This window comes from Staphylococcus sp. GDY8P120P (assembly GCF_017892065.1).
In the GTDB taxonomy this organism is placed as follows: Bacteria; Bacillota; Bacilli; order Staphylococcales; family Staphylococcaceae; genus Staphylococcus; species Staphylococcus nepalensis.
On the sequence record NZ_JAESKI010000008.1, the window covers coordinates 78,505 to 96,852 of the forward strand.

Genomic DNA, 18,348 nt, shown 5'->3' on the forward strand with positions numbered 1-18,348 from the left:
CTTTCTGCCCCGCTTTTTTAATGGAAATAGACTTTACATTTGCATTCCAGTTACCTAGTGCTACTATGATATTCGAGATTGAAATATTATTTATTTCTCAATCCTATTTTCAAAACTGCCATGAATCAAAATCACTAACAAAATTAAATGGCGGTGTATCATCTAAAGATTTTAATCTTTTACTAATTTCATTAACTTCTTCTTTGGTATAACGATTACTGATATGCGTAATCAAACTATAGTCTACTTGAGCTTCTCTGATTAATTCAAAAACGTCATCAATATGGCTGTGATGATAACTATTAGCCAATGTTTTGTCACCCTCTATATATGTGCTTTCGTGTACCATTACTGTCGCATCGCGTGCGATAAGCAATTCGTTTTTACATGGCATTGTATCACCAAATATCGCTACAACTGGCCCTTTTGTAGCATCATCTTTAAAGTCGTTGGAATTATATATTGTTCCTTTGTATTCGAATGTTTCATTATTTTTAACATCTTGATATTTAGGTCCAGGTTCTAAACCAATTTTTTTAAGTGCTTCAACATTAATTTTACCAGATTTATAGGGCGCTTCTACTCTGTATCCAAATGATGGTATGCCATGGTTTAGCATATACGCTTCAACATTAAAACCGTTGTGTTGGTAAGATAGTTGTTCTTCTATCTCGATATATGTAACAGGATAATTTAACTTAGATTCTGATAAATTAAGTGTAGTTTCTACATACGACTTTATACCTTTAGGCCCAATAATTGTAAGTGGTTTACCTTCTCCGCCCTGGAAAGAGCGACTTGTTAATAAACCAGGCAATCCAAAAATATGGTCTCCGTGCATATGCGTAATAAAAATGTGATCTACTTTCCCTAATTTAATTGAGTGATGCAGTATTTGATGTTGTGTCCCTTCACCGACATCAAAAAGCCAAATACTATTACAATAAGGCTCTAAATTTAAAGCAATTGCCTGCGTATTTCTGTCTTTAGTTGGTAGACCAGCACTTGTCCCAAAAAACGTAATTTCCATGCATATGCCTCCTCTTCTGCTTCATATTTTATCATATAAAAGAACGAAAAATATAATAAAATATGATAACACAAGCAAAATTGTGGGAACATAGCAGTAGATTGGTCTATAATAAATACAGATTTAATAAAGAATTGAGGTTTTGATCTTGAATACTAGAAATAAAGATATCCCATGCTTAATAACTATTTTTGGAGCAACTGGTGATCTTAGTCACAGAAAATTATTTCCATCGCTATTCCATTTATATCAGCAAGAAAATTTGAATGAACATATTGCGATTGTTGGAATTGGTAGAAGAGACTTATCAAATGATGATTTCCGTAGTCAAGTGAAGTCGTCAATTCAAGAACATGTCAAAGACACTAAGCATCTAGATAAGTTTATGGAGCACGTATTTTATCACAAGCATGACGTAAGTGATGAAGCAAGTTATCAATCGTTATTAGAGTTTAGTAATAAATTAGATCATGAGTTCCAATTACAAGGCAATAGATTATTTTATTTAGCTATGGCGCCTAATTTCTTTGGTGTTATATCAGATTATTTAAAATCTTCTGGCTTAACAGATACAAGTGGTTTCAAACGTTTAGTCATTGAAAAACCGTTTGGTTCAGATTTAGAATCTGCTGAAGAATTAAATGAACAATTGCGTCATTCGTTTAAAGAAGAAGAAATTTATCGTATTGATCACTATCTAGGCAAAGACATGGTACAAAATATTGAAGTATTACGTTTTGCTAATGCGATGTTTGAACCGTTATGGAATAACAAATATATTTCAAATATCCAAGTTACTTCATCTGAGGTTTTAGGTGTTGAAGATAGAGGCGGTTACTATGAGTCTAGTGGTGCATTGAAAGATATGGTACAAAACCATATGTTACAAATGGTCGCCCTACTAGCAATGGAAGCACCCATCAGTCTGAAAAGTGAAGATATCAGAGCAGAAAAGGTAAAAGCTTTGAAATCACTACGTAAATTACAACCTGATGAAGTCCGTCAAAACTTTGTTCGTGGACAATACGATGAAGGTATCATTGAAGGTCAAAAGGTTAAGCGTTATAGAGACGAAGATCGCGTAGCTGAAGATTCTACTACACCAACCTTTGTTTCCGGTAAATTAACAATCGATAACTTTAGATGGGCTGGTGTGCCATTCTATATTAGAACTGGTAAACGCATGAAGAGTAAGACCATTCAAGTCGTTGTAGAATTTAAAGAAGTACCAATGAATCTATATTACAAAACAGATAAAAAATTAGATTCCAATTTATTAGTAATTAATATTCAACCTAACGAAGGCGTTTCACTTCATTTAAACGCCAAAAAAAATGTTCAAGGTATCGAAACTGAGCCAGTTCAATTATCATATGCGATGAGCGCACAAGATAAAATGAACACGGTAGATGCTTATGAAAATTTATTATTTGATTGTTTAAATGGTGATGCGACGAACTTTACGCATTGGGAAGAATTAAAATCAACTTGGAAATTTGTTGATGCGATTCAAGAAGAATGGAATCAAAGTGAACCAGAATTCCCTAACTACACTGCTGGGACAAACGGCCCATTAGCTAGTGAATTACTTTTAAGTAGAGATGGTTTCCATTGGTGGGACGATATACACTAATTTATAGTTTTTAAATATTGCAATAATACAAGTTTGAAATATAGCTTGTGTTGTTGCTTTTTTCTTATACCTCGTTTGTGTTATGATTTAGACTATTGATTGAATCATACATAAGTAATTTTTAACTTGTTTACATTTTATCCTATTTAATATTTTTGAGATGTCAGTAGAACAAAAATGATGTAAAATAGTATTAATCATCAATTATTCATAACATTATGTATAGAAACAAAGTTAAATATATACTTGTATTTAACTAAATTAGGAGTGAAAGTTTTGGACGTTATCAAGCAAATTCAACAGGCAATTGTGTATATTGAAGATCATTTGCTAGAGCCTCTATATTTGCAAGCATTGAGTGATTACGTTGGTCTTTCACCGTTCCATATTGACCAATCATTTAAAATGATTGTGGGCCAGTCACCAACAGAATATGCTAGATCAAGAAGATTAACTTTAGCAGCCAAAGATATTTTAAGCGGTTCAACGCGCTTGGTGGATGTCGCAAAAAAGTACAACTACAAAGATACTAATGATTTTGCCAATGATTTTAGTGACTTTCATGGCGTTTCTCCTATTCAAGTCAATACAAAACGAGACGAATTAAAAATGCAACCAAGGCTTTATATTAAACTTACTACTACTGAACGTGCACCCTATACGTATCGTTTGGAAGATACGCCAGGTATTTCATTAGTAGGTTATGCTAAATTTTTAGATTCAGAGGAAATAGATAACCCTTATAAAGTACCTGATTTCTTAGAAGATTTATTGGTTGAAGGTAAAATTAAAGAATTACAACGATATAATGATGTCAGTCCATATGAACTATTTGTGGTTAACTGCCCACTTGATCAAGGCATGGAAATATTTGTAGGTGTTCCTAGTGAACGTTATCCTGCACATTTAGAAGATCGATTTTTACCTGAAAGACAATATGCTAAATTCAACTTACAGGGTGAAATAGACTATGTCATTAATGAAGCTTGGTATTATATTGAAACGAGTCTCCAAATGACTTTACCTTATGAGCATAATAGTCTGTATGTTGAAATATACCCATTTGATATTTCTTTCGACAACCCTTTCACGAAAGTCCAATTATGGATGCCTGTCGATCAAGAACAATATAATAAATTAGATTATTAAGCATTTAAATAAAATAATAAACACTACCACTCTTTAATTTATATATTATAATATTTTTGTATCATACCGGCAGTGGTTTGGCCGACTCCTGAGAGAAGAGCGCTAGCTGAATACTACAGGCTAAATCAGTGTCCACGAAAAGCGTACAAAAAAACTGCCAACAAAATTGGAGACTTTGTCGACAGTTTGAGACAAGAGCCCTAGCTCTTGTCTTTTTTTTGTTTACATTGAAATCATTGTGGTTTTTAACATACTGATTGCTTAAGTAGGATATTAAGAGTGAGATACTGCAGCTTGAACTATAATACTAAGATAAGTATTCAGATCCAAAATTAGAAATTTTTTCTTCTAATAAAATGAAGATGCGTTTTATTTTTTATGATCTGTCCGTTTTTTAATTTGTTTATTGAGCAAATTCACTAAATTCACTTATATTCTAATAACAAACGATTCGTATGGTTGAATGTTTTCAACATCTGGGAAGCTATGCTTATAATTGTGTAATAATATATTTTCTTGTTTGAAATTGATTGGATAATTAAGTGTTGCTTTTTTATCTGTTAAATTACCAACTACCAAAACCATTTGGTTACCCAATTCTCTTGTATAAGCAAATATTTGACTGTTGTCTGGATCTACTAAATTAAATATACCGTAAGTAAAAATGTCATGAGATTTTTTCAAGTTAATTAATGACTTATAAAAGTTTAAAATTGAATCTGGGTCATCTTGTTGTTGTGCAACATTAATTGTTTTATAGTTTGGATTGACTGGGAACCAAGGTTCTACTTGGGAGAACCCTGCAAAATCAGAATCGTCCCATTGCATCGGTGTACGTGAATTATCCCTATTTTCCACCTTGTGTTTATCTAATAGTTTTGTAACATCTCCACCTTGTTTTTTGACGATTTTATATTCGTTTACTACGGCTACGTCATTAAAGGTCTCAATATCTTTAAATGGGTAATTTGTCATACCGATTTCTTGCCCTTGATAGATAAACGGTGTCCCTTGTTGTAAAAAGTAAACAATAGCATGACTTGTAGCTGACTCAAACCAATAATATGTATCGTCTCCCCAAGTTGATACACGACGAGGTTGGTCATGGTTTTCTATAAATAATGCGTTCCATCCAACATTTTCAAGTTTTTTCTGCCAATGATTCAGCACTTTTTTATAAGCATTTACGTCAAATTTGATATCGCCAGAATTCCATAAACCTAAATGTTCAAATTGAAAGATCATATTAAATTTTCCGATTTGTTCACCAACCCATAGCTCAGCATCATCAGGGCTCACACCATTTGCTTCTCCTACAGTCATAATATCGTATTTACTCAACGACTTAGCTTTCATCTCTTGTAGCCAAGTTTGAATGCCCGGCTGGTTCATATCAACTTCAAATGCTGGTGCATAAGTTTTACCTTCAGGCACATTTAAATCACCTGCTTCAAATGTTTTCTTAATATGAGTAATAGCGTCTATTCTAAAACCATCGATGCCTTTTTCAAACCACCAGTTCATCATATTAAAAATTGCATTTCTTACTTCGTCATTTGCCCAATTTAAGTCTGGTTGTTTTTTACTAAATAAATGAAAATAATATTGACCAGTATGTTCATCAAACTCCCATGTAGAACCATTAAATATACTTTCCCAATTATTTGGTTCAGAGCCATCTGGTTTTGGATCTTTCCATATATACCAGTCTCTTTTAGGATTATCTATACTAGATTTTGATTCTATAAACCATGGATGTTCATCTGACGTATGATTAACTACTAAATCTAAAATTAATTTCATGTCTCTTTGGTGCACTGCTTCTAACAGTTGGTTGAAATCTGACATCGTTCCAAATTCATCCATAATATCTTTATAATTACTAATATCATAACCATTGTCATCATTAGGGGATTTATACATTGGACTAAGCCAAATCACATCAATGCCTAAATCATAAAGATAATCTAATTTTTCTATAACACCTGTTAAATCACCAATACCATCATTATTTGTATCTTTAAAACTTCGTGGATAAACTTGGTAAGCAACAGCTTCTTTCCACCATTGTTTAATCATATAGATGCTCCTTTATATGTATGGATTTAAGTTTATTAATTTTCGTAACTATTTCAATATTTTGTTTCTTTATTTTTGGATTTTTAATCAATGCTACTAATTTTAATCTAGCACGTTCTCTCAAAGATTTTGAAAATATCTCTACCGTTATTTAAGGAGATGTCGCAAATCTTGTTATATAATATTTGCTAATAGTATTAGTATGTATATCATCTGTAATTTTAATGTTTAAATACTAAGTAGAAGATGATTTAACATAGTACCAGATATAATTATACCAGTTGGCAATTTATGTATTGATATTAAGGTATTCAAATAGTTTTTATTCGCCCTATATCTATATCAATCAATTTAATATCGCTGTAACTTCATTAAATTGAAATATGTTTTGCAAACCGCAGATTATATCTTTAACAACTTGATATTTATCTTTTTCAGCTAAAAACAATAAACGTGTATGATTTTGTTGTATAAGGTAGTTAGTTAATGATTCAGAAGTCATCATTATCATCTAAAGATTTACCCATTACTGCATAAGGTGCTTTATGTAATTTTAATAAATTAGTGCTTTTATCAAGTTCTATAGGATATAATAAAATAAATTCGTCCACTGAATGATGAAAAATCATATATTTAACTTCTTCATCTCTGCTACTGAGGGCTAAATTATTATTTAGTTGCATGATTAGCGTAATGAATAAGTAAATAAAAGTCAAAAGATATATGCAATCGTTTGCATAAAAATCAATGTTACTAACCTGTATTGTGTTGGAGGTAAAGTTGTATATTTATTGTTATTGATAACAAGTAATATGTTAAAAAATATATTCTATTTTCATTTTGTTTACAAATCGTATTCTATCATTCATAGGAGTTAAGATTGACATTTACATTGTTAGTGAGAATTGAGCCGTATTATATTTAAAAACATAAGGTTTTAAATATAAAGAGAGCCAACCCGATATTACGGGTTGGCCCTCTTATTTTGAACATGGGTATTTATATCCCAAGCGCTATGCTTTGCTTAAATCGTCAATTATATACGTAATCTAGTCTTCAATCCATTGTGTATGGAATATGCCAGAACGATCTTTACGTTCATAAGTATGCGCACCAAAATAATCACGTTGTGCTTGGATTAAGTTAGCAGGTAAGTTTTCTGAACGGTAACTATCATAATAGTTAATGCTTGCAGAGAAACCTGGCGTAGGGACGCCATTTTGTACACCTGTTGCTACTACATCACGTAAAGCATCTTGATAATTCGTTACAATATCTTTGAAATAAGGATCTAATAATAAATTTTGTAAATCTTTATCATTATCATATGCTTCTTTTATTTTTTGTAAAAATTGTGCACGGATAATGCAACCTTCGCGCCAAATCATAGCTAATTCACCAAGTTGAAGTTCCCATTCGTTGTCTTCACTTGCTTTTCTCATTTGAGCAAAACCTTGTGCATAAGAACATATTTTACTCATGTAAAGCGCTTTGCGAATTTTTTCTAGAAATGCTTCTTTGTTTCCTTCAAATTTAGCATTTGGGCCATTTAATTGTTTTGAAGCATTTATACGTTCTTCTTTAATTGAAGAGATAAAACGAGCAAATACAGATTCAGTAATAATAGTCAATGGAATACCTAATTCTAATGCGTTGATAGATGTCCATTTACCTGTACCTTTTTGACCAGCAGTATCTAAGATTTGTTCAACTAAAGGTCCATCAGTTTCATCATCTAATTTATTGAAAATGTCACCAGTAATCTCAATTAAGTAACTTGATAATTCACCAGCATTCCAATCTTTAAATGTTTGCGCTATATCTTCGTGAGACATACCTAGTAAATCTTTCATCATTGCATAACTTTCAGCAATTAATTGCATATCAGCGTATTCTATGCCATTATGAACCATTTTAACATAATGACCAGCGCCATTAGGTCCAATATAAGCTACACATGGTGCGCCGTCTTTTGCTTTTGCTGAAATTGCTTCTAAGATATGACTGACTTTATCAAATGCGTCTTTTTGTCCACCAGGCATAAGTGAAGGTCCTGTTAATGCACCAACTTCACCGCCAGATACACCCATACCAATGAAATTAACGCCACTTTCAGCAAGTGCTTTATTACGTCTAATTGTATCTTGATAATTTGTATTACCACCATCGATTAAGATATCATCATCATCTAATAACGGTAACAATGTATCAATCGTTGCATCAGTAGCAGCGCCTGCTTTTACCATTAATAAAATCTTACGGGGTTTTTCTAAAGAATTTACGAATTCTTCCATTGAATATGTTGGATGTATATTTTTTCCTTCAGATTCTTTGACCATTTCGTCTGTTTTTTCAGAAGAACGGTTAAAAACTGAAACGCTATATCCACGTGATTCAATATTCCAAGCAAGGTTTTTACCCATTACGGCTAAACCTACTACACCAATTTGTTGTGTCATTTAACTAACCTCTCTTATTAAAGTTTTCTAGTATATTGTATCACAAAGGTAACTAAGTATTCACTTAATCAGTTTATAGTCTGCAAATTTAATACATGATTAATACTTAAAAGTTGTTCGGCCAGTAAGTTTAAAGATTGAACCGAGATTCTTTCTTCTGTTGTATGAATATTTTCATAGCCCACACCTAAAATAACAGTTGGTATACCAAGTTCGTTTATTATATTACCATCTGACCCTCCGCCTGCGATAACAGTATTGGCTTCTAATCCTAGAGAAGAGGCACTAGCTTTTGCCACAGTAGTTACTTTTGAGTCATCAGACAATTTAAACCCAGGATAACTTTTCGTTATATCTACTTCTGCATGGCCATCGTATTTCTTAGCTATCGTTTCGAATACAGATTTCATGTGATTGACTTGCTTGATGATACTTTCTTCTGAATGGGAACGTGCTTCTGCGTTCAGAGTTACTTTATCAGCTACTATATTGGTTGCTGAACCTCCTTCAAAGCGACCAATATTCGCCGTAGTATAAGTATCAATTTGGCCTAAATTCATTTCGCTAACAGCTTTAGCAGCAATGTTGATAGCACTTATCCCTTTAGTAGGCGTGCTTGCATGCGCGGTTTTACCATATATTGTTGTATTTATTTTCATTTGAGTCGGTGCACCGATAACAGTTGTGCCTACAGGTACGCTTGCATCTATTGCGTAACCGTAATCTGAATCTAGTAATGATTGATCGAGAAATTTAGCACCTTTTAAACCAATTTCTTCGCCTACAGTTAAAATAAATTGTATTTGACCATGAGGTATATTCTTTTCAGAAAGAACGCGAATAAATTCTAAAATTGCAGCTAATCCTGCTTTATCGTCTGCACCTAATATGGTGGATCCATCCGAATATATGTATCCATCGTCTTTCACTGTTGGATTGACGCTTTGACCAGGCACTACGGTGTCCATATGGCTTGTAAAATATATTTTGTCGAGAGAGGCTAAATTGGGCGTAGCTTTTAATGTACATATTAAATTATTTGCCCCTAAATCAGTCTCACTACTTGCGTTATCTTCAACCATTTCTATATTATACATTTCTAAGATAGCTTTGAGATAGCTTTGAATTGGTTGCTCATTACCGCTTTCTGAGTCGATTTTCACTAATTCTAAAAACGTATCTAAAAGACGTTGTTTATTTATCATTATTAAATCCCCTTTTCTACATCGTGATTACTTATATTAGTTTACATAAATACAAAGTTAAGAAAAACTAATATGTTTATACGTATAACGCGTATTATGATATAATAATGCAGTGAAAGTGATGTATTATTGTAATCAAGAGAATGATTTAATTTGAAAAAGTGAAATGCTTATATAAGATTTGGAGGAATAAACTTTGAATAACAACAAAGTATTAAGAGTTATTATTGTAATAATGTTAGTGGCCGTAGTACTTGCATTAATATTAACAAGTATTGTTCCTTTAACAAGTTAAAATAAAAAATTTGAACTGATTAAAAAACAGATTTTGTTAAAATATCATTTAACGGTTTAGGTGTTATTGATGCCATCGTTAAATGATATTTTTTTTAATCTAATTTTAAAAACTAGCTAAAAAACTTGCAACGTCAATATCATACGTTTATCTATAATATTGATGAGGAGAATACCTAGAATCAAAATGCGTCTATGGATATAAGTTATGAGCGTTGTAATACGATTATAAAGTTGGTTAGCAATTAAGTATAAACTTGAGTTCACATGTCATATACCCCTATTGATTCCTTTATATAAAAAAGAGACCCAGATAGGTCTCTTCAGATTGCTTGTAAAAAAATTTCAACGTTTGCACCTTTTCTAATTATACTTGCCAGAGCTATACAAAATCTTTAAAAAGATAGATTTTTATGCTTTCTCACTATACAAGTTAAGGTGATCAATTTGTATATGTTTCGCTTTTTATTATTTTATGAAAGGTTTGGTAGTTTTTTATTTTTGTGCAGTTTTAAAGAACCAAATTGTGATTTGACTTCTAAATATTTTTCCAATTCATTTAACAATTGCATCATATTCGCTCTCGTTCTAAAAGAAGCATGTGATTTTGGTAAATCTAATTGATTTAGTTCTATTCTTATTTCATATAAAGAATGCAATCTTAACACTGTATAATCATTACTATTTACATTTGTAGCAACTTCAGAAAATAAGCCACATATTTTTGACAAAATTGCATCTTGCGTTTCAATATGATTAATCATTTTAGCCATTCTTTCTAATAATTCTAGTTGTTCTTCTCTCATATCAAAATAGTGGTAATAAGAATTTTCGTTACGAACAAAATGGTTTTTAACATCTCTAAAGGCTATTGATTTTGCTTTTTGAATTGTGAGTTGTAATTGATTAAAAGAAATATTTAAAGTTTGCTTTGGGTCTTTACACGTAGCGCTGAATCTTTCAAATATAACTATAAATTGACTTTCTATTTCGTCTTTATATTGCTTTAATTTAAAATCTAAGCTAGGCATGATTAAGTTCATTATAAAAGCAATACCAAGACCTACAATTAACAGTAAAACTTCATTTATAAATAAGTGTATATCGATGGTATTTGCGTTAAACACGTGAAGTAGGATAACGCAACTTGTTACCACTCCTTCTTGTACTTTGAAAACTACAGTGAGTGGTATAAACAGAAGTACGATGAGTCCGAGTACAATGGCACTTTGACCTAAGTAACTAAAAACGAAAGATCCTATAATTAAGATTAATAAACATGAGACAAACCGAGATACAATTGCTTGTAGAGAGTGTACTTTCGTGTGCTTAATACAAAGCACAACTAAAATGGCACTAGAAGCAAAATTATCTAAACCTATGAATTTAGCGATAATAATCCCCAGTGCCATGCCGATAGCTGTTTTAATTGTTCTAAATCCGATTCGATATGGATTTAACCGCGACATCGATTTATCCTCTATCTTTCATCACAATATGCTTCAAATAAGTTTTGTAATTGAGTGATGACATCCATGACATCATGACCTTCGATTTGGTGACGTTCTATCATCTCAGTAATTTCACCATTTTTTATTAACGCAAATGATGGACTAGATGGCGCATAACCTTTAAAATAATCTCTTGCTTGTTGCGTTGCCTCTTTATCTTGCCCAGCAAAAACTGTAACAAGTCTATCTGGTAATACATCATAATGTAAAGCATGTGTTGCTGCTGGTCTTGCGATGCCACCTGCGCAACCACAAACTGAATTCACCATAACGAGTGAAGTCCCATCTTGATTTAATACTTTATCTACTTCTTCTGCAGTTGTTAATTGCTCATATCCAGCCTCTTCTATTTCATTTCTAGCTTGGCTTACTACGTCATTCATATATAAATCAAAATTTAAATCCATTTTCAAATCACCTTTCATTATCAATTTATTAACTTCATTCTACTAATATCTAAACAATAGTTCAACATGTGCGTTCAATGTGTAAGGCATGACAAACTCCATGGAAACGTTAAAGACATTGAAATAAATACTTAAAATATAAAATAAAAGAAGTAAACTAGAAACCAAAATGAACACTTTTGATTTCAAAGGCTTACTTCTTTTTAATGACATCTTTAACAAATACTTATGACAAAGCAATGTCAGAGCTGCATCATGGTATAAAATTGTTAGCCGGTAACTGGTACCAAAATACATTTATATCAAGCGTTTTGATGTTTAGCTGAGAGGACGAAATGGTATTCCACACAAACATAATATAAATATGAAATACATCGCTCTAATTTTAAAAACATTGAGCATTTGATAAATAATGCAATAACAATCTTAGTATATACTTGTATTTTCAATAGAGTATTGCTCAATTCTTGTTTTTACAAAGTTCATAAATCTTCCTGCTTGTAAGCCATCTAAAATACGGTGATCAATCGAAATACATAAATTAACCATATGTCTAATTGCTATCATATCCTCAATGACTACGGGTTTTTTAACAATAGACTCAATTTGTAAAATAGCTGCTTCAGGGTGGTTAATGATGCCCATCGATGACACTGAACCAAATGTTCCGGTGTTATTCACTGTGAATGTGCCACCTTGCATATCTTCTGTTCTTAACTTTTTGTTACGTGCTTTTTGAGCTAAATCATTTATTTCTCTCGCTATACCTTTAAGTGATTTTTCATCCGCATTTTGAATAACTGGTACATATAGTTTCTCTTCATCAGCTACGGCAATTGATATATTAACATCTTTATGCATCACTATTTCAGAGTCTTGCCAGCTACTATTTAGAAGCGGATATGCTTTTAGCCCTTCAGCTACAGCTTTAACAAAGAATGCAAAATAAGTTAAGTTGTAACCTTCGTTTTCTTTGAAACTGTTTTTATGGTAATCTCTCGTTTTAACAAGATTCGTAGCGTCAGCTTCGACCATCATCCATGCATGTGGAATTTCATTGACACTGTGCACCATATTTTCTGCTATTTGCTTACGTACACCATTAACTGGTATAGCTGAACCTGGAGAAGGTTCATTATATTGAACTTGCTTACTTACTTTAGGAGAATCTTTAGGTGCAATGATTTCAGAACCTATTTTATGAGTTCCTTCTTTAATGACATTTTCAATATCTTTTTTAGTTACTCTACCTTCAAAGCCAGTACCCGTAACTTGGGAAAGATCTATTTGGTGTTCAGAAGCCAGTTTAAATACTACAGGTGAAAATCTACCGTTATTTTTAGGTTCGCTTTCTGATAAACTTGTATTATTATGCGCTTGACCCTTTGTATTTTTATCATTTTGTGTTGATTTCACTTCAGTTTCAGTTTTTGGGTGGGTCTGATCGCTATCGTTCGATACTGTTTCTTCTGTCTCTAAGTAGCAAATAACTTCTCCAACTTCAACAGTAGTACCTTCTTCAACAATGATTTCGCGAACTGTCCCTGCATAAGAAGAAGGTACTTCAGCTGTTACTTTATCAGTAATCACTTCACAAAGAGGATCATATTCCTCGATTTTATCGCCTACAGAAACCAGCCATTGTTCTATTGTTCCTTCATGTACACTTTCGCCGAGTTTAGGCATTTTAATTTCCATGATTGTGCCTCCTTAAAATTCTGCGAGTTCACGCATTTTCGTTTTTATTTTTTCTGGATTCATCATAAACTCATCTTCAAGCGTCGGCGCAAACGGCATTGATGGCACATCAGGTCCAGCTAATCTCATGATAGGCGCGTCGAGGTCAAATAAACAGTTTTCGGAAATAATAGCAGCAACTTCAGAAATAACGCTACCTTCTAGGTTGTCTTCAGTGACTAATAATATTTTCCCTGTCATTTTTGCTCTTTCAATGATTGTTTTTTTATCTAAAGGATATACCGTACGTAAATCAACTACCTCTACATTAATACCTTCTTCTTCTAACATATCAGCAGCCTGTATACAGTAATTTACACATAGACCATATGTAAATACTGTAATATCCTCACCTTCACGTTTTACATCCGCTTTACCAATCGGCACAGTATAGTATGAATCTGGCACTTCTTCTTTTAATAAGCGGTAAGCTTTTTTATGTTCAAAATATAAAACGGGATCGTTAGACTCAATAGATGAGAGCAGTAACCCTTTTGCATCGTATGGCGAAGAAGGGATAACAATAGATAAACCTGGCGTAGATGAAAAAATAGACTCCACACTTTGTGAATGGTATAACGCTCCATGTATACCCCCGCCAAAAGGAGCACGGATTGTTATAGGACAATGCCAATCATTATTTGAACGGTATCTCATTTTTGCCGCTTCACTCATAATTTGGTTTGTAGCAGGTAAAATGTATTCTGCAAATTGTATTTCAGCAACTGGTCGTTTTCCCATCATTGCTGCACCGATGCCAGTCCCTACAATATTAGATTCGGCTAAGGGCGTGTCTAATACACGTGCGATGCCATATTTTTCCTGTAATCCCAACGTTACACCGAAGACGCCTCCTTTTTTACCAACATCTTCTCCTAATACAAATACGTTGTCATCTTTTTCCATTGCTTGATCTAAGCCTTGTTGGATAGCTTCTAAATAAGATATTTTAGCCATTATTTAAGCTCCCTTCTTCGTAAACATGTGTATAAGTTTCTTCTGGTGATGGATAAGGTGCTTTTTCAGCTTCTTTTGTCGCTTGATTTATAATCTCTTTATGTTCTTTCTCTACTTCCTCTAACCATTGTTCATCGATAATGTCTTCTTCTAATAGAAATGCTTTAAATTTAAGGTTACAATCTAATGATTTTAACGCGTCTCGTTCTTCTTGTGGACGATATGTATCGTCATCATCAGACGAATGTGCTGTCATCCTTGTACACATCGCTTCAATTAAAGTTGAGCCGCCACCGTTTAATGCACGCTCACGCGCTTCTTTCATTATTTTGTAAACAGCAATCGGATCGTTACCATCTACTTGCTCACCATGAATACCATATCCTAACGCACGATCTGATAATTTTTCTGCACCATATTGTAATGAATCAGGTACAGAAATAGCATATTTATTATTTTCTATGACACAAATAAAAGGTAATTTATGTACGCCGGCAAAGTTTAATCCTTCATGGAAATCGCCTTGGTTTGAACTACCTTCACCTACAGTTGTCATTGCGATGTTTTGTTTGTTATCCATTTTGAGTGCTAAAGCTGCACCGACCGCATGTAAAATTTGTGTTGCTACTGGTGAACCTTGAGATAAGATGCCTTTTTCTTTTTTACTAAAATGTGATGGCATTTGCTTTCCGCCAGAACTAATATCATCACGTTTACCAAAAGCGGCTAACATTGAATCTAGCGGAGTCATACCTAAATATGTTACTAGTGCGAGATCTCTATAATAGGGTGATGAAATATCTCCCTCTTGCATTGCAAAAGCCATTCCAATTTGTGTTGCTTCTTGTCCTTGACAACTTATAACAAATGGGATTTTCCCTGCACGGTTTAATAACCACATGCGTTCATCAATTTTTCGGCCTAAATCCATCCACTTATACATAGATTGTAGTTCAGATTTACTAAGACCTGCTGATTTATAATCAAACATTTTGAATCCTCCTTAATTAAACGTGAATTGATTTGTTTTCAACTTTTAATCCTAGTTCCATTAACACTTCTGAAAGTGAAGGATGTGCATGGGTTGTTAAACCTAATTCTAAAGTTGAACCATTCATAAATTGGAACAATGATATTTCATTAATAAGTTCGGTCACATGTGGTCCGATCATATTGAGGCCTAATACCGTATCATTTTCTTGATCAATCACGATTTCGCAAAAGCCATTTAGATTTTTGGTATTTTCAATTACTGCTTTCCCTATTGCTTTAAATGGCACTTTAACTGCTTTTGCTTTTATACCTTCATGAGTCGCTTCATTTTTATTTTTACCAATACTTGCAACTTCAGGCTGGGTGTAAACACATTTAGGCATTTTATTATAATCTATAGGTATTGGCGAAACATCAAACATATGCTCAATAGCTGTCAACCCTTCTTTTGAACCAACATGAGCTAATTGTAATTTACCTATACAATCACCAGCAGCATAAATATGTTTGTCTTTTGTTTGTTGATATTCATTAACAACAATGTGCTGTTTGTCGGTCAACTCAATTTTCGTATTGTTTAACCCGATATCTGTAGTGTTCGGTTTACGACCAATTGCGACTAATACTTTGTCATATACTTGAACATCTTCTCCGAGTATTAATTCAATATTATTTTCGTTTACTGAACACTGTGCTTCTGCTAATTGTGTATTTATGTAAAATGTCACGCCTCTATTTTCTAATTCATTTTGTAGAGACTTAGCCAATAGTTTGCTTTCAGTCGGTAAAATAGTTTCACCGGCTTCAATTACTGAAACCTGAACACCAAAATCTACCATGAGAGATGCAAACTCTAAACCAATAACCCCACCACCAATGATAGCAAGCGATTGTGGCAATTCGTCTAATTTTAATATATCGTCACTAGATAACACTAAGTCTCCATCAAATGGTAAAAATGGTAATGACATAGGTTTAGATCCAGTACAAATAAGTACATTGTTATTTGGTATTAACTCGGATTCTCCATCTTCGTATTCTACTGAAACTGTGCCGCTTTGTGGTGAAAAGATAGAAGGACCTAAAATGCGTCCAACGCCATTAAAAACATCTATTTTATTATGATCCATCAGTTGTTTAACGCCGCTAAACATTTGTTGAACCACTTCATTTTTACGTGCTTGGATTTGCGAAAAATTCAATTTGAAATTATCTATATCGACGCCAAATTCGCTTGAATTTGCTACTGTCCTCAACACATCAGCAGATTTCAAAAGCGCTTTTGTTGGTATACATCCTTTATGTAAGCATGTGCCTCCTAACATAGATTTTTCTACTAACGCCACTTTTTTACCTAGCTGAGACGCCCTGATCGCTGATACGTATCCAGCTGTTCCTCCACCTAAAATTACTAAATCATATTTTTCATCTGCCATGTTTTGACTCCTAACTATCATATTAGCCTTTTCTTAAAGCATCCTATTTATACAAGTTTATGTATGCTGTATTGATTAAAATTTAGTTTACCTGAAATGATATGATGATAACTAGAAATATAGTGTTTAAAATATACTAGCCAAACAAAATTTCAAACGGTAATCACATACTGTGTAAACTATATTGTTTCAAAGTTATTTATTTAAACATGCGAATGAAATCACCTTTAAATTTTAAAAGTGATTTGTTTGCAGTATCTTTACTTTAAAATCATTAAAAAACGATACACACTTGAATTTATGATTACTAGAAGAAACCAATACTTTTAATCGATTACCATGTTATAAGATTATCGACAATGATTACAATAAGAATTCAATTAATAGAAAAACTCAGCACCTATTAATTAGAATAATATAAAATTTAAACTCGAAATTGATCTATTAACTAATATCCTTTACTATTTTACATCAAATTTTGCCATTATAAAATTAATAACCTTAATATTAGTGTAATAATTCAAATAAATTTAGTAGTTGAATTTAATTTTGTGCTCTCAAAGCAAGTAATAAAGAATCCAATTTATTTTGTTTGTTCTCAGTTCTTGATGTGAATACGATTGGGAATTTTGCACCAAGTAATAAACTTGCTACACTGGCATTACTAAAATAAACCAATGATTTAGACAATACACTACCAACATCAGTATTTGAGACAATCAACGCATCAACATCTCCAGCAATATTAGATTTAATGTTCTTTTGAATTGCATTCTTTTTGCTAATTGCATTATCAAAAAGAATGGGGCCATCAATATTTAAATAGTCGTTTGCTTCCCTATTAAAAATGTGTTTAATTTTTTCAGCATCCACTGAGGATTGAATCTTTTTATGAGGGGATTCCACTGAAGATAATAAACCAATGTTAAAGTGGGTGTACCCTATTTTTTTGCTAAAATGAACTAAATTATTAATAATTTGTTTTTTCTCTTCTATGGTAGGTGAAATATTGTAAGCTACGTCACTAACCATTAATGTTTTATGATAATTTGGTACATTGAAACATACGAGGTGATTTAAAAAGCCATAATTATCTATAAAGTTTTTATTACTCAATATAAATGATAAGAGTGAAGAAGCTTTCATATTGCCTTTCATTAAAACTGAAATTTTTCCACGAGATAAATCTTCTGAACATTGTTTCAATAATTGATAATCACTTGAAAACGTAAAAGTATGAATTCTATTTAAAATTTGTGACTCTAAGTTAAAAGAACGTATGATTTCAGTAGTATCTTGTGTATCGTAGATGTAGATATCAATATCAGTCATCATTAACGCCTTTACTAAAACAGCAATCATTTTCTCGTCATTTGCATATAAAACAGCTACATTTCCAGTTAATGTGTTTGACGGTTCAATTAAATGTTGGTACTGCATAAAATCGACACCCTTCAC

16 protein-coding genes are annotated in these 18,348 nt (G+C 32.6%); 3 read left to right on the top strand and 13 right to left on the bottom strand.

The genetic code is table 11. From position 1 onward, the window contains the following. Positions 1–109: 109 nt before the first annotated feature. Positions 110–1,030, bottom strand: coding sequence for a ribonuclease Z (gene rnz / locus KA900_RS06500; protein WP_096809600.1), 921 nt, complete (start codon positions 1,028–1,030; stop codon positions 110–112). Between the two features lie 148 nt (positions 1,031–1,178). Between rnz and zwf the strand changes: the two genes are divergently transcribed. Together zwf and KA900_RS06510 are read left to right on the top strand one after the other, a co-directional pair. Beyond that, the gene (gene zwf, locus KA900_RS06505) at positions 1,179–2,663 is read left to right on the top strand and encodes a glucose-6-phosphate dehydrogenase (protein WP_096809597.1); all 1,485 of its coding nucleotides are present in this window, start codon (positions 1,179–1,181) and stop codon (positions 2,661–2,663) included. 276 nt (positions 2,664–2,939) lie between these two features. Beyond that, the gene (locus KA900_RS06510) at positions 2,940–3,812 is read left to right on the top strand and encodes an AraC family transcriptional regulator (protein WP_096809595.1); all 873 of its coding nucleotides are present in this window, start codon (positions 2,940–2,942) and stop codon (positions 3,810–3,812) included. 429 nt (positions 3,813–4,241) lie between these two features. Here the strand turns inward: KA900_RS06510 and KA900_RS06515 are convergent, their stop codons facing one another. From KA900_RS06515 to KA900_RS06535, 5 genes are all read right to left on the bottom strand, one after another. Next, positions 4,242–5,891, bottom strand: coding sequence for a glycoside hydrolase family 13 protein (locus tag KA900_RS06515; RefSeq protein ID WP_210139398.1), 1,650 nt, complete (start codon positions 5,889–5,891; stop codon positions 4,242–4,244). A gap of 346 nt (positions 5,892–6,237) precedes the next feature. Continuing rightward, a complete protein-coding gene (locus KA900_RS06520; protein WP_157772542.1) occupies positions 6,238–6,402 on the bottom strand; it encodes a hypothetical protein in 165 nt (54 codons plus the stop codon). Further along, positions 6,383–6,520, bottom strand: a complete 138-nt coding sequence (locus KA900_RS06525) for a hypothetical protein (protein ID WP_157772541.1) — start codon at positions 6,518–6,520, stop codon at positions 6,383–6,385. The genes KA900_RS06520 and KA900_RS06525 overlap by 20 nt, the downstream gene beginning before the upstream one ends. A 420-nt stretch (positions 6,521–6,940) precedes the next feature. Further along, complete coding sequence (gene gndA, locus KA900_RS06530) at positions 6,941–8,350, bottom strand: NADP-dependent phosphogluconate dehydrogenase (RefSeq protein ID WP_096809590.1); 1,410 nt, start codon at positions 8,348–8,350, stop codon at positions 6,941–6,943. Positions 8,351–8,418: 68 nt separating this feature from the next. Further along, entirely contained in the window at positions 8,419–9,555 is a 1,137-nt protein-coding gene (locus KA900_RS06535) for a M20/M25/M40 family metallo-hydrolase (RefSeq protein WP_103373659.1), read from the bottom strand. A gap of 196 nt (positions 9,556–9,751) precedes the next feature. Between KA900_RS06535 and prli42 the strand changes: the two genes are divergently transcribed. Beyond that, complete coding sequence (gene prli42 / locus KA900_RS06540) at positions 9,752–9,850, top strand: stressosome-associated protein Prli42 (protein WP_157772540.1); 99 nt, start codon at positions 9,752–9,754, stop codon at positions 9,848–9,850. 472 nt (positions 9,851–10,322) lie between these two features. Here prli42 and KA900_RS06545 read toward each other — a convergent pair whose 3' ends face one another. The 7 genes from KA900_RS06545 to KA900_RS06575 all read right to left on the bottom strand — a co-directional run bounded on the left by KA900_RS06545 (position 10,323) and on the right by KA900_RS06575 (position 18,330). Beyond that, positions 10,323–11,318, bottom strand: coding sequence for an aromatic acid exporter family protein (locus KA900_RS06545; protein ID WP_096809584.1), 996 nt, complete (start codon positions 11,316–11,318; stop codon positions 10,323–10,325). An 11-nt stretch (positions 11,319–11,329) separates the two neighbouring features. After that, on the bottom strand, positions 11,330–11,767 hold the full coding sequence (gene brxB / locus KA900_RS06550) for a bacilliredoxin BrxB (RefSeq protein ID WP_096809582.1): 438 nt from the start codon (positions 11,765–11,767) through the stop codon (positions 11,330–11,332). Positions 11,768–12,193: 426 nt separating this feature from the next. Beyond that, the gene (locus KA900_RS06555) at positions 12,194–13,465 is read right to left on the bottom strand and encodes a dihydrolipoamide acetyltransferase family protein (protein ID WP_096809579.1); all 1,272 of its coding nucleotides are present in this window, start codon (positions 13,463–13,465) and stop codon (positions 12,194–12,196) included. 12 nt (positions 13,466–13,477) lie between these two features. Further along, positions 13,478–14,461 (bottom strand): alpha-ketoacid dehydrogenase subunit beta, encoded by a 984-nt coding sequence (locus tag KA900_RS06560; protein WP_103373552.1) that lies wholly within the window; start codon positions 14,459–14,461, stop codon positions 13,478–13,480. Beyond that, the gene (locus KA900_RS06565; protein ID WP_096809574.1) at positions 14,454–15,452 is read right to left on the bottom strand and encodes a thiamine pyrophosphate-dependent dehydrogenase E1 component subunit alpha; all 999 of its coding nucleotides are present in this window, start codon (positions 15,450–15,452) and stop codon (positions 14,454–14,456) included. Before KA900_RS06565 ends, KA900_RS06560 begins: the two co-directional genes overlap by 8 nt. 16 nt (positions 15,453–15,468) lie before the next feature. Next, the gene (gene lpdA / locus KA900_RS06570; RefSeq protein ID WP_115342142.1) at positions 15,469–16,890 is read right to left on the bottom strand and encodes a dihydrolipoyl dehydrogenase; all 1,422 of its coding nucleotides are present in this window, start codon (positions 16,888–16,890) and stop codon (positions 15,469–15,471) included. Positions 16,891–17,433: 543 nt separating this feature from the next. After that, on the bottom strand, positions 17,434–18,330 hold the full coding sequence (locus KA900_RS06575) for a phosphate acyltransferase (protein WP_103373628.1): 897 nt from the start codon (positions 18,328–18,330) through the stop codon (positions 17,434–17,436). Positions 18,331–18,348: the final 18 nt, after the last annotated feature.

What these genes read in the sequence shown, in the direction of transcription:
- rnz (WP_096809600.1), bottom strand. Translation starts at nt 1,030, where the DNA reads ATGGAAATTACGTTTTTTGGGACAAGTGCTGGTCTACCAACTAAAGAC.
- KA900_RS06515 (WP_210139398.1), bottom strand. Translation starts at nt 5,891, where the DNA reads ATGATTAAACAATGGTGGAAAGAAGCTGTTGCTTACCAAGTTTATCCA.
- KA900_RS06520 (WP_157772542.1), bottom strand. Translation starts at nt 6,402, where the DNA reads ATGATAATGATGACTTCTGAATCATTAACTAACTACCTTATACAACAA.
- KA900_RS06525 (WP_157772541.1), bottom strand. Translation starts at nt 6,520, where the DNA reads ATGATTTTTCATCATTCAGTGGACGAATTTATTTTATTATATCCTATA.
- gndA (WP_096809590.1), bottom strand. Translation starts at nt 8,350, where the DNA reads ATGACACAACAAATTGGTGTAGTAGGTTTAGCCGTAATGGGTAAAAAC.
- KA900_RS06535 (WP_103373659.1), bottom strand. Translation starts at nt 9,555, where the DNA reads ATGATAAATAAACAACGTCTTTTAGATACGTTTTTAGAATTAGTGAAA.
- KA900_RS06545 (WP_096809584.1), bottom strand. Translation starts at nt 11,318, where the DNA reads ATGTCGCGGTTAAATCCATATCGAATCGGATTTAGAACAATTAAAACA.
- brxB (WP_096809582.1), bottom strand. Translation starts at nt 11,767, where the DNA reads ATGGATTTAAATTTTGATTTATATATGAATGACGTAGTAAGCCAAGCT.
- KA900_RS06555 (WP_096809579.1), bottom strand. Translation starts at nt 13,465, where the DNA reads ATGGAAATTAAAATGCCTAAACTCGGCGAAAGTGTACATGAAGGAACA.
- KA900_RS06560 (WP_103373552.1), bottom strand. Translation starts at nt 14,461, where the DNA reads ATGGCTAAAATATCTTATTTAGAAGCTATCCAACAAGGCTTAGATCAA.
- KA900_RS06565 (WP_096809574.1), bottom strand. Translation starts at nt 15,452, where the DNA reads ATGTTTGATTATAAATCAGCAGGTCTTAGTAAATCTGAACTACAATCT.
- lpdA (WP_115342142.1), bottom strand. Translation starts at nt 16,890, where the DNA reads ATGGCAGATGAAAAATATGATTTAGTAATTTTAGGTGGAGGAACAGCT.
- KA900_RS06575 (WP_103373628.1), bottom strand. Translation starts at nt 18,330, where the DNA reads ATGCAGTACCAACATTTAATTGAACCGTCAAACACATTAACTGGAAAT.